Here is a 12,175-nt window from a genome sequence, read left to right as displayed (position 1 = left end):
GAAAAAAATACACGCTTTTGGGGATTTTTGGGGAAAATAGGCGACGTTTTATTTTTGATAGTTTTTTCAAAAAGGGTAGATATTTGTGGTATCGCTCACAAACCCCTATCTTGCAGCATGGATATACGTGATTACATTCGGTTAGCAATTTCGGAGGATGTGGGCGATGGAGACCACACTTCACTTTCTACTATTCCGCGCGATGCTGAGCGTCGGGCTCGCCTCCTTGTCAAAGAAGACGGCATAATTGCAGGGGTAGAAGTAGCGAAAATTATTTTTGAGGAAGTAGACCCTCTCTTAGAAGTAGAGATTTTGATTGAGGATGGACAACCTATCAAAAAAGGAGATATAGTCTTACATGTAAGTGGCGATGCTCAATCTATTTTAAAAGCTGAACGCTTGGTTCTCAATACGATGCAACGAATGAGTGGTATTGCTACCTATACTCGTTCGTTGGTAAATCTACTAGAAGGTTTACCGACCAAGCTTCTTGATACCCGTAAAACAACCCCTAATTTCCGTATTTTTGAAAAGATGGCCGTGCGTATTGGAGGGGCTGTTAATCACCGTTATGCGCTATACGATATGATTCTTATCAAAGACAATCACGTCGATTATGCGGGCGGAATCGAAGCGGCTATCACCAAAGCCAATGACTACGTAAGGCGTACAGGCCGTCAACTCCAAATTGAAGTAGAGGTTCGTAACCTTAAAGAATTGGATGAAGTGCTTCAAGTAGGTGGTATTCAGAGAGTTATGTTGGACAACTTCAGTTTGGAAGATTTAAGAACTGCCGTTGAGAAAGTAGCAGATAAGTACCCTACCGAAGCCTCAGGAGGTATCAGAGAAGATACGTTGAGGGCCGTAGCCGAAACGGGCGTGGACTATATTTCATGTGGGGCACTTACGCACCAAATCAAAAGCTTAGATTTAAGCTTAAAGGCTTATTAATCAACGACGAATCTGCTGTTGATAGCGTCAGGTTCGTCTTTAGTTATAAATAGGGAAACTAAGCCCTAAATAGAGCATTTGTGACCGAAACCGAAACCGACGGTTGTCGTCTACCAACGGCTGACTAGTTTTGTATTCATTGATGGCAAATAAATAGCCTACCTTAATCCCCACCCTCTGAGTAAGCCGTAAACGAGCGTAAATCTCACTATTAAGACTTCCCAAAGCATTGTCGCCAAGTAATTGTAAATTGAAACGAGCGGGCTTCGCTTCTTGATAAGTCTGGTGAATGTTGAGCGAATCGGTAGCACTATAACCCCTTGACCCTAAGTAGTATCCGCTGCGTTTGGTGCCTAAAGCAAACCCAATAATATCGGCATTGACTCCTACGTCTAATCGGTCAAACAGCGCCACTTGTACTCCTAAATTGAAGTTTAGCAAAGTGATGCCAGTTTTGATTTGGAGTGTGTCTATTTGGCGTAATAAAAGAGGGGCACTCAGCGACGCAAATCCAGTCTTACCAGTGGTAAGCTTGGATGGAGCTGTAATAAAATCTAGGCTACTTCCTTGGACATGCGCCACTCTTAAACCCCATCCGATTTGAAGCAATCCCTGACGGTCTACTCGCAAGTATTGATTGTGCAAAAAGTTAATATTGAGGGCATTGTCTTTGAAGGCAACACCAGCATCCACTACTCTACGAATAGGGTTTACTGGCTGGGCAAAACAACTATAAGAGATAACAAAACCAAGAAGAGTGGATAGAGATGCTCTAAAAATAAGATGTACCATTGTTTGAGAATAAATGTCCCGAATTAGGGCATGGAAGCTAATTTCATGTTTACAAAAGAACATATATAATATAAGACGCCAAAGGATTTAGGGGGAAATTTTCGATAATACTAAAAAAGCCGGAGGCAAATGCCTTCGGCTTTTTCTTCCTAACCTAACCTATGAGAAAAAATCTTGCACCTGTTTGATGCTGATTCAACCAAACCCACTACAAAGGTCGTGCCTAAGTTTGGAATATTTTAGAGTAGAAATACGTGTTTTTCAAAAAAAGTAAATTTAGTTAAGTGATTGATTGAACGGTTTGGAGATTCGACTATGCCTTACTAGCTTGCAGCATTGTTAAACCTTTCAACTTTATGTAGTTATGTCCAAAGATTATAAGGAAGAATTATTAGGTGATGCAGGCAAGTATTTGTCGTCTGCTGAAATTAAATCATTTCGGGAAGCTCATCGGGAGAAACATATCCCTTTGGCTGGGGAAAAAAAAGATACTAAAGGAATTAGAAAAGGAGAATATTTTAGCGCAAAAGTATTTGAAGAGATGGCCAAGCGTACGGGATGCGTTGGATTTGTTCTTTACTATGGAGTAGCTTCGGAAGCAGAATATAAAATAGATACAAACAAAGGGACAGAAATCATGCCTCGGTTGTTTATTGTTCCAGTGGATGAAAAAGGCAATGAAATACCTTTCAAAGTGGATAGCACTGGTCTCAAGGATGGTGAGGAGTTTGGTGGAGCAGGAGAAGGTAAACCTATTCCTCCATTTGGCCAATAAAAATGAGTTTTCCAGATATTATTACAACTCTTTCGGATGTTAGTATTTTGTTGCCTTTCTTTATAATTCTACAGAAGAAAGCAGTTTTAAAGGATACACATTTTATAATAGCTTTATATATTTTAATGACTTTCATTAGAAATACGCTAAGTATTGTCATTGAAATTTTAAGGAATATAAAAGAAATTGACTTAAATACTGTCTTTCTGTATAATATCCACTGTATGGTTAATTTTTGGCTTATTTCATATTTATATGCTCAGTTATTGACTGGTAAATTTTGGCAGTATTTTATTATAGTTTCAAATATCTTTTTTATTATATTTACCTTATATGATTTTGAAACTGTTTCAAACTGGAATACAATCCATTTTAATCGATTTTCCTATCAACTTGCTGGGGCTTTTGCCATTATTTTGCTTTTACAGTACTTTTTCCAGTTGCTAAAAAAATTAGAAGTTCCACGGTTGAGTAACTTTCCCTTGTTTTGGTTTAGCTCAGGAGCTTTGATTTACTACGCAGGAACTTTTTTTATGTATTTGGCAATCAATAGTTTTAATGGCAATCCTGATTTGGGGAAACTTTATTGGCCCATAGATGCTATTCTCAGTATTGCTTTTAATATTTTAGCAACGGTCGCTATTTGGAAGGTTGACTCTCCAGATGCTGGAATTTGATGATAATGAGTTAATTGTATATTGCACTTGATAGCTGCTAATGCTTTAACCTCCCAATAATTTTGTTAAAGTGTTTGTCATAGAATTTACAATTCAATACCTTTGGTCAGTGAATTGTGAATTCTATTTTTTGCCTAAACCACTGCCGGAATATGAAAAGAAAATTAATCTCTATTAGCCTTGCTGTGTTAGCGTTCGCCTGTCAAAAAGATGAAGAAGTAAGCATAGCTCCTACAAAAAAATTACTGACCGCTGAAGAACAACGCGTATCGCCGAGTATTGGCTCTGTTATTTCTTTTAAAGATGCAAAAGAACAGATGGAAGAGTATCAAAAGACAAGCTCTGACGAAATCAGAGGAGTGGCTTTTGGAAAAGATGTAATCGAAAAGCTTATGAACAAAAAAGGAGTAGTGGGGTTACGTTTTTATTTTGCAAAAGATAAAAACGGCAAGAACTCATTGGTTTTTACTGGTATTGATAAAGACGGTAGAGACATTACAACCATTGCCAATGCACGTACAACTGATAGTGAAGTGGCAGGAGGAGAAGCACTACCATGCCCGGGTTTTTGCAATCCTTAATCTTGAATAAAAAAATTAAAAAGCCGAGTGAATAGCTCGGCTTTTTTTGTAGATATATTGCTTTCTATAACTATAAATCAATTGCTTAGGGGTAAGACGAAGGATATGTTTTTTTTGAACCGTTTACTAAAATTAATCCTACCCCACCGTTTTTCTGTGTATTTTTGAGGTGACTTCATAGAGTCATCAGAACCCGTATATGGAATCTCCCTATATCGTAATTATTGGAACGGGTATCATGCTCATCATGGCATTGTTCATTGTATTGTTTGTGATGTACTACCAACGCAAACAGATTGAGCAGCAGATTCGCGTCAAAGACATGGAAGCAGAGTTTCAGCAAAAACTCTTGGAGGTGTCTATGGCTTCGACTGAAGCTGAAAGACGACGCATCGCCCAAGACCTACACGATGACATAGGAGCACTGCTTTCAGTTACAAAACTGACATTCAATGCTTTGTATGGTCAGCTAGGTTCAAAAGAGCAAGCCGAGCGCCTAGCCCAACAAGTGCGAGAAGCTCTTGACGAAACCATAAGCCATGTACGGCGTATTAGTAGAGAGCTGGTCCCTACTACGTTGGAGCGTTTTGGTCTACCGGCTGCTTTGCAGGAGTTTGTGGCTAAAAGTAATTATGGCAACGACGTAAAAATTACTTTTGGCTACGCAGGAGACGAAAATTTCAGACTTGAGCCCAAAGTAGAATTGATGCTTTATAGGGTAGTACAAGAACTTATCAACAATGCGCTCAAACACTCGGGTGGGACAAACATACACATTCAGATGTCATTGCCGCCGCATTATTTTGGGCTTGTGGTGGAAGACAATGGCCAGGGTTTCAACTTGCAAGATATACGCAAACGGGTTTCGCCCGGACTTGGCCTTGACAATATAGAAGGACGACTCCGAATCATAGAAGGTAAAATAAAGTACGAAACCGCCCCTAATAAAGGATGTAGGGCCGTAATAGAACTAAAAAGTTGTGCTTTGGTGGACAAAAAAGCGAGTATAGAAAAAATGAATACTCAACGGTAGAAAGACTTAATTTAACATGCAAATGGAGAAGATAAAATTGGTAATAGCTGATGATCATAATCTTTTTAGAAAAGGTATGACCGCGATGCTCAATCAAATCAAGGACTTTGAGCTGATAGGAGAAGCTGCAAACGGAAAAGAACTTTTGGATCTTTTAGGGAAAGTTACGCCCGATATTGCCCTACTAGACTTGCAAATGCCCGTCATGGATGGGGTCGAAACTACCGAGCAGATTCAATTACATTTTTCGCATGTGAAAGTCATTATTGTATCAATGCACGAAGAAGACCGATTTATTATTCACTTGCTCGAAAAAGGGGTAAATGGTTATTTACTGAAAGATTCAGAACCAGGAGAAGTTGAAAATGCCATTCGGCGGGTAATGTCTGATGGCTTTTATTATAGTGATTTTGTATCCAAAGCTCTCCACCGGAAAGTAATCACTCGTGCTACGCCACCAGCGCCGCTTTTCAATAGTAAAGTGCAAATTTCGCCCCGTGAAATGGAAGTATTGCAGCAGCTTTGCGAAGGGCTGTCGACGCTCGAAATCAGCGAAAAGCTTTTTGTAAGCCCGCGTACTGTGGAAGGGCACCGTTTGAGATTGCTCGAAAAAACAGGTACCAAAAATACAGCGGGCTTAGTAGCTTATGCTTTCAAAAACGATTTGTTATAAGCTTTTTTTACCCGATGGCCTCATTCATGTCGGGAAGCCTTCCAAGCTGGTATAGGGTAGCCATGTGAGACTTAAGGGCTACTCCAAAAGTTGGATTTTCGAGATAAGGCACACCAAACTCCTGAGCAGTTTGTTTGACAATCCCCGACAAAGCCGGATAATGAACATGCGAAATCTTGGGAAATAAATGGTGCTCTACTTGAAAATTCAACCCACCCACGTACCACGACAGCCATTTGTTGTGACGTGAGAAATTGACCGTCGTGTTGAGCTGATGAATCGCCCAGTCGTTTTCGATAATCCCTTTTTCGTTGGGTAGTGGATGACTTGTACCTTCAACCGAATGGGCTAATTGAAAAATCGTGGTCAAGATAATTCCCCCTACAAAGTGCATCAATAAAAAGCCAAGGATTACTTCTCCCAAAGGAATATGAAATCCAATTGTAGGAATACCAATGATCACAGCGTAATACAGCACTTTGGCCAATATGATTTTGGACAACGTTACGGCATTTTGAGCTTTAGTGTTGGTATTGACACCGTTGCGGATATGAATCGTAAATTGAATAAAGTCTTTTAAAGTAACCCAATAAAGCGAAAGCAAACCATAAAAAAAGAAGGCATATAGCCATTGAAGCTGATGAAATGATTTGACGGGTGTATGGGGCGAAAACTTAAGCACGAGCTTATCGTTAATGTCTTCATCGACATGTACCACATTGGTATACATATGGTGCAAGACGTTATGCTGTAGATTCCAATTGAAAGTAGAGCCACCCAGCATACTAAGATAGATGTTGCCTATCCAGTAGTTGATGGTAGCATTTTCGGAATAAGCACCGTGATTTGCATCGTGCATCACGCTCATTCCTAAGCCAGCTAGGCCAATACCCATCAAAAACCATAGCACTAAACTGATTCCTAAGGGAGGATGAAAAACCAACACCCCAATAAACGGAAGCACATACAGAGCGGTAAGCGCTATCGTTTTTACAACTAAGACTTGGTTGGCATTTTTGGAAAGATTGCGTTCTTTAAAATAGGCATCTACTCTTTTCTTGAGGGTAGGAAAAAATAAATTCTTGTCTTTGTTGACAAATCTTGGATTACTTTTAGACTTCACTTGCTACAGGTTTAGAGATGTAAGCTCATCATAGATTGGTAGGAAACTGCATTGAGAGTAGGCAATATAGGGACTTGCAGACTGGATAGTGAAGCTTTCCTATGAATCGTGGTTGAACGAGGGTATAAATATAAGTTTGAATTATGGTAAAAGTACGAAATTTAGTCTAAAACTGCTAAAAATCATAAAAATACCTTTTGGTTCATTGGGAAAATTGTCGAGTCTTATTCGTAAAATTGTGACTTAAAGGGCGTATTTTACGTCAAAATTAAAAACCAAATAAGAATGAAAAAGATACTTATTATTGCTTTAGCCTGTGTTTTGGGATACTCAGCCAGCTCACAAACCGTTTTACCTGACAAGAGAGAAATTGACAAATCTACTTTTGAAGGCTTATATGTAACGACGAAAATCGAAGAAAAGTATTTGGGAAAGTACTGGGAAGATTATTTAAAACAATATGGTAAAGTCAATAGCTCCAGAGGCGGAGTGTATCGTGTAGCTACCGCTAATATTCCTAGTGTATCTTCATCATCGATCAACTTGGCAAGTCAAGTGACTTCAAAAAAAGGACTTTCGCAGGTTTTTATCTATTTGGACTTAGGAAATGGCTCTTATGTTACCCAAGGTACTAAAGGATATGCGGAAGCGGAGGCATTCTTGAAAAAATTTGCCGAAGATGCTATTTTGTATGATGATGCACGCGTAGCCGAAGAAGCCATGAAAGATGCCGAAAAGAATTTTAGCAAACTTACCCGTAAGGGAGAAAGTCTTAAAAAAGACATCGAAAAAACCGAAAAAGAACTAGCAAATCTTAAAAAGGAGCTAGAAATCAACGAGAAAGATGTAGCTACTTCCCAAACGGACTTAGAAACTAAAAAGAGAAGCTTTGATGATGCCAAAGCCAAAATTCCGACCAAACAGTGATTCAATTGACAGAAATGAAACTAAGGCTAGGGAGCAATTTCCTAGCCTTTATTCTTTATAAAAAACACGTTTGACTCGTTCGCTGATGCCTGTCAACAATTCGTAAGGAATAGTCCCGATCTGCTGGGCCAATTGATAAATCGGTAAATCGTTGCCAAAAATAATCACTTCATCGCCTTCCTGTACGGTCACTCCTGTGGCATCTACCATCGTCATATCCATGCATACATTGCCGACTACCGGGCATAGCACGCCATTAATGAGTACTTTGCCCACGCCTTTTCCAAAACGACGGTCGTAGCCATCGGCGTAGCCAATCGCTATAGTTGCAATAGTCGAAGGCTTGCTCAAAACTCCCATACGGCTGTAGCCGATGGTTTCGCCAGCGGGTAGTTGTTTGACCTGCGATACTACCGTCTTGAAAGTTCCAATTTGCTGTAAAGCTCTTTGTTCGAGACGATTGACTTCTACCCCGTACAGTCCAATCCCCAATCGAACCATTTCAAATTTATGCTCAGAAAAGCGCACTATACCCGCAGAATTGAGAATGTGGCGCAAAGGCTTGTAACCCAAACCTTCTTGGAGCAAGGCTGTACCGGCTTCAAAACGCTTGAGCTGTAATTGCGTAAAGTCATTATGAATCGCTTCGTCGGCACCTACTAAGTGGGAGAATATCGACGCTACTTGAATATGAGGATGTTGGGTTAATTTTTGAATTAGCAACGGTATGTCTGTTTCTGTAAACCCAAGCCGATGCATCCCGGTGTCAAGCTTGAGGTGGATGAGATAGTTGGGGGTAGAATCAGTAACGAACGAATTCAGAAAGAACAACCATTCGTCTAGTATTTTGTGGCTATAAATTTCGGGTTCTAGTTGGTATTCAATGAGTTTATCGAAGGTGTTGGGCGAAGGGTTCATGACCATTATTGGTAGCTCTATCCCATTTTGACGTAGGGTCACTCCTTCATCAGCGTAGGCTACTGCTAGATAATCGACCCGGTGAAATTGCAACAACTGCGCTACTTCTGCGCTACCACTGCCATACGCAAAGGCTTTGACCATTGCCATGATTTTGGTGTTGTTGCCCACCTTGTTTCGATAAAAATTGAGATTGTGAGTGAGCGCATCAAGGTTGATTTCGAGTACAGTTCCGTGCACTTTTTGTTGTAAACGGTGCACGATTCGCTCAAACTGAAAAGGCCTAGCTCCTTTGATAAGTATGAGCGCATCGCGGAATGAATGAGGCCTGAGGTTTGCCAAAAAATCGTCGGTAGAAGCAAAATAGGCGGCCTCGATTTGTATCAAATGGGCATTGCGAGCAAAAGCCTCGCCAATGGCTATAAGTTTCTGAATCCCTTTTTCTTGAAGTAAAGTATTGATTTGAGCATATAGCTCTTCTTCTTTCTGACCAGTTTGGAGCAAGTCCGACAAAATCGCTATTTTTTGAGGACGTTGTTCTTGTTGGCTCAGAAAATTAAGGGCGATACTCAACCCTACCAAATCGTTGTTGTAGGTATCGTCAATCAAGTAACAATTGTTAGTGCCTTCTTTGAGCTCAAGGCGCATCGAAATCGGGCGGAGGCGCAATACCCGCTGACGGATTTCGTGAGAGGGTATGCCCATTGTAAGCATCAGTATGATGCAATGAATGATGTTTTCGATAGAGGCTTCATCGGTAAAGGGAACAGAAAACAGATGATTGTCGTACACTTCTAATGCCGACTTCAGTACGATGTAGCTATTTTCTTGGTCGATTTGCCATTCTACTTGAATCGTAGCATGAGGACTTTGCCCCCAACTGACAAGCTCACATTGAGGATTGACTGGTTTCAGAATAAGCTTGATTTCTTCGTCAATATCAGAGTAGTCGGCTCGATAGATGAGCTGTTTGCACTGAGTAAAGAGGCGAAGTTTTTCGGTTACTTTTTGTTTGCGACTCCTAAAACCTTCATCATGAGCCGAGCCAATGTTGCTAAAAATGCCAATGCTAGGTTTGATGATTTCTTGCAGGGTTTTCATTTCGTGAACTTGCGAAATACCTGCTTCAAAAATCCCTAGCGTATGCGTCTCATTCATTTGCCATACCGACAGCGGTACGCCAATCTGTGAATTATAGCTTTTGGGGCTTTTAACAATCCGAAAATCAGCACTTAAAAGATGACTGAGCCATTCCTTTACGATGGTTTTGCCATTACTTCCCGTGATGCCAATCACTGGAATGTCAAACTGTGCACGGTGGCGTTTGACCAAGTCTTGCAGGGCTTTGAGACTACTTTCTACTTCCCAGATTTGAGCGTCTTCCAAAGGCTCCAGCTGCGCTATAAGCGCCTCAGAGAGGGATTTTTGTTCTACCACAAACTGCCGTACGCCTTTTTGATAGAGTTCTAAAATATATTGGTGCCCGTCGTGTCGCGCGCCTTTGATGGCAAAAAAGAGGGTTTGCTGAGGGAAAATCAATTGTCGACTATCAGTCAATAAATAAGTCGCATTGGTTTGAATATCTGTGTTTTGGAAGGTTGTGATCGTCATTTTTGTCAGAAAATTTCTGCCAAAAATAATGGTTATGCCTGATGTTTTTGGTAAAACTCAAAATGAGATAGATAAAATAGAGGTAATTGTTTACCTAATGTTAACTAAAGTCAGGGGCTTTATGTCGTTGTATTGGCGATACGATTCCGTACCGACCTCATGCTGGGATGAGCGATAGATTGACCCAAACTATCATTTGGGTCAAAAATGGTGCTGCGTCTCTGACGCAAATCTTTAGAGAATAAAAGGTACTTAGCTTTTAGGCTTTTTGTTTTCTAATAAATCCCATTTATTGCCGTATAAATCTTGAAATACAACTACGCAACCATAAGGCTCTTGCCGTGGTGATTCCAAAAAAATAACCCCTTGCGCTTTGAGGTGCTCATACGTTTCCCAGAAGGTATCGGTATATAAAAACAAAAAAACACGCCCTCCGCTTTGTCTCCCAATTTGCATTTGCTGATCTTCATTGGCGGCTTTAGCTAGCAATAAACTACACTCTGACGTAGGCGAAGGCGACACAAGCACCCACCGCTTTTGAGGAGAGAGAAGTGTATCTTCCAAAACAACAAATCCAAGTTTTTGAGTATAAAAATCAATGGCTTCGTCGTAATCTGCTACCAACAAGGAAATATGTCCAATGTGCATCGAAAAATAATCATCAATTTAGAGCAAAACATTATTTGGCCTCGTACAGCTTCATAATATCGTCGGGGATAGACGGCTCATGGTGAGGGAATTTGACGTTTCTACTTAGTTTCCAGCGATGAAGCCACGAAAATCCTCCTTTGCCCACGTAGGTTTCGGTACTCTGATAAATGGGGTCGGTGAGGGCTTCGTCTAGCGTTACAAATTCATAATTTCGTTTTTGCATCACCGCGATTACCTTGTCAAAATGTTGGCTATTAATCAAGTTGGCATGACAAAGCAAAACCTGCTTGATGGGGCGATTTTCGAGGGCAAAAGCCAATTTTTCAAAATAGTCAAACAAAGCCTCTAAATACGAGATATAAGCTTCTACGGCCCGTTTCATTTGGGCTTGATTGCCTTTCAAATAAGCATCGCGATATACTTTATTGAAAATATAATCTTCGTTGTCGATAGTGACAGGGGCTATTTGATAGCCACGTTGTGCCAAAAATTGGTTGAAGCCATATCTCTTGAGGCTATCGCTACCCGTTTGTAAAAAAGGATGCCGAAAATAACGCAACACACTGCCGTGTGTTTTGGTAAGTTTGGAGGTTACGTTTTCGCCTTTGAGAAAGTCAATTTTGTAATCTTCAAGGGAAGTCGTATTGAAAGAAGGGTGGGAATAGGTATGATTGCCGAGCGAATGCCCGTTGAGGAGCCAGGTATTGAGCAAATCAATGCGCTCATCGACTTCTCCCCATTTCCGATAAAGGGCCGATTCGTTGACAAATCCAATCGCCGAAATGTGATTTTTCTTCAAAGTTTGTGTGAATTTTTGCGTATTCTCAACGGAGTTTTGAAGCGAAATTTCATTTACAAACGGCAAATCATCGACGGTAATGGCGATTTGTTTTTTTTGAGCGTAGAGTTTTACAAAACCAACACAAAAAACCAACATCAGGAAGCGAGCAATCATACAAATGAGATTTTTGGGGTGTATTATTCTCGCTAGAATGATTCTCTCTTCTGCATTCTAGACTTGGCAAAGGTAAGCTACCTTTACCAAGTCATTTACTGTTTATGTTTATTTTTTAGCATCTTCGCTATCGCGGGTGTTTTTTTGAACCGCAATAGCCCCAAAGATACTGAGCAAAAAAGCAAAGGCATAGAATCCTTTTTCGCTCGGAAGCATGGTGGCATTCCAAAGCCCAACGGCTAATAAACTAATGGACAGAATGGTCGAAAACCAGCTGATTCCATAATAAATGTCCGTAACAGGGATGCCTTCTAGGCGGTCGCGGACGCACTTTTGGACCGACACTGCCGAAAACAATCCATACATTAAAATGGTAAAATAATATCCTTTTTCGTTGAGGAGCATTTCGGCTCTCCATAGGCCGATGATAAATCCTGCCATACCTGCGGCTAAGGCAATCCACGACGCCGCAATAAAAGCACCAGACGGTTTTTGGTACATTGGCTGT

General features: G+C 40.6%; 13 protein-coding genes. 7 read left to right on the top strand and 6 right to left on the bottom strand.

What is annotated here, in order from left to right; translation table 11 throughout:
- The first annotated feature begins 117 nt into the window (after positions 1 to 117).
- Positions 118 to 951, top strand: a complete 834-nt coding sequence (nadC, locus tag G563_RS0130085; RefSeq protein WP_028668602.1) for a carboxylating nicotinate-nucleotide diphosphorylase — start codon at positions 118 to 120, stop codon at positions 949 to 951.
- Positions 952 to 990: 39 nt separating this feature from the next.
- Here nadC and G563_RS0130080 read toward each other — a convergent pair whose 3' ends face one another.
- Positions 991 to 1,743 (bottom strand): hypothetical protein, encoded by a 753-nt coding sequence (locus G563_RS0130080; RefSeq protein ID WP_037328585.1) that lies wholly within the window; start codon positions 1,741 to 1,743, stop codon positions 991 to 993.
- Positions 1,744 to 2,107: 364 nt separating this feature from the next.
- On the opposite strand from G563_RS0130080, the gene G563_RS36265 reads away from it, so the two are divergent.
- From G563_RS36265 to G563_RS0130050, 5 genes are all read left to right on the top strand, one after another.
- Positions 2,108 to 2,518: a hypothetical protein gene (locus tag G563_RS36265; RefSeq protein ID WP_051211294.1), complete on the top strand. Its 411-nt coding sequence runs from the start codon at positions 2,108 to 2,110 to the stop codon at positions 2,516 to 2,518.
- 2 nt (positions 2,519 to 2,520) lie between these two features.
- Positions 2,521 to 3,195: a hypothetical protein gene (locus tag G563_RS0130065; protein ID WP_157585729.1), complete on the top strand. Its 675-nt coding sequence runs from the start codon at positions 2,521 to 2,523 to the stop codon at positions 3,193 to 3,195.
- 152 nt (positions 3,196 to 3,347) lie between these two features.
- Positions 3,348 to 3,776: a hypothetical protein gene (locus G563_RS0130060; RefSeq protein ID WP_028668598.1), complete on the top strand. Its 429-nt coding sequence runs from the start codon at positions 3,348 to 3,350 to the stop codon at positions 3,774 to 3,776.
- A gap of 199 nt (positions 3,777 to 3,975) precedes the next feature.
- Complete coding sequence (locus G563_RS36260; RefSeq protein ID WP_051211293.1) at positions 3,976 to 4,809, top strand: sensor histidine kinase; 834 nt, start codon at positions 3,976 to 3,978, stop codon at positions 4,807 to 4,809.
- 22 nt (positions 4,810 to 4,831) lie between these two features.
- A complete protein-coding gene (locus G563_RS0130050; protein WP_028668597.1) occupies positions 4,832 to 5,482 on the top strand; it encodes a response regulator transcription factor in 651 nt (216 codons plus the stop codon).
- Between the two features lie 7 nt (positions 5,483 to 5,489).
- On the opposite strand, the gene G563_RS0130045 is transcribed toward G563_RS0130050, so the two are convergent.
- Complete coding sequence (locus G563_RS0130045) at positions 5,490 to 6,605, bottom strand: fatty acid desaturase family protein (protein ID WP_028668596.1); 1,116 nt, start codon at positions 6,603 to 6,605, stop codon at positions 5,490 to 5,492.
- A 285-nt stretch (positions 6,606 to 6,890) separates the two neighbouring features.
- Between G563_RS0130045 and G563_RS0130040 the strand changes: the two genes are divergently transcribed.
- Entirely contained in the window at positions 6,891 to 7,532 is a 642-nt protein-coding gene (locus G563_RS0130040; protein ID WP_028668595.1) for a coiled-coil domain-containing protein, read from the top strand.
- 48 nt (positions 7,533 to 7,580) lie between these two features.
- Here the strand turns inward: G563_RS0130040 and G563_RS0130035 are convergent, their stop codons facing one another.
- The 4 genes from G563_RS0130035 to yiaA all read right to left on the bottom strand — a co-directional run bounded on the left by G563_RS0130035 (position 7,581) and on the right by yiaA (position 12,168).
- The gene (locus G563_RS0130035) at positions 7,581 to 10,061 is read right to left on the bottom strand and encodes a bifunctional UDP-N-acetylmuramoyl-tripeptide:D-alanyl-D-alanine ligase/alanine racemase (protein ID WP_028668594.1); all 2,481 of its coding nucleotides are present in this window, start codon (positions 10,059 to 10,061) and stop codon (positions 7,581 to 7,583) included.
- 252 nt (positions 10,062 to 10,313) lie between these two features.
- Positions 10,314 to 10,709, bottom strand: coding sequence for a VOC family protein (locus G563_RS0130025; protein ID WP_028668593.1), 396 nt, complete (start codon positions 10,707 to 10,709; stop codon positions 10,314 to 10,316).
- Between the two features lie 31 nt (positions 10,710 to 10,740).
- Entirely contained in the window at positions 10,741 to 11,667 is a 927-nt protein-coding gene (locus G563_RS0130020; RefSeq protein WP_051211292.1) for a polysaccharide deacetylase family protein, read from the bottom strand.
- 108 nt (positions 11,668 to 11,775) lie between these two features.
- Positions 11,776 to 12,168 (bottom strand): inner membrane protein YiaA, encoded by a 393-nt coding sequence (gene yiaA / locus G563_RS0130015; RefSeq protein ID WP_028668591.1) that lies wholly within the window; start codon positions 12,166 to 12,168, stop codon positions 11,776 to 11,778.
- Between the last annotated feature and the right edge of the window lie 7 nt (positions 12,169 to 12,175).

Source organism: Runella zeae DSM 19591, from assembly GCF_000423565.1.
Classification (GTDB): Bacteria; Bacteroidota; Bacteroidia; order Cytophagales; family Spirosomataceae; genus Runella; species Runella zeae.
The sequence above is the reverse complement of the archived record's forward strand: the minus strand, read 5'-3'. Positions and strand labels throughout refer to the sequence as shown.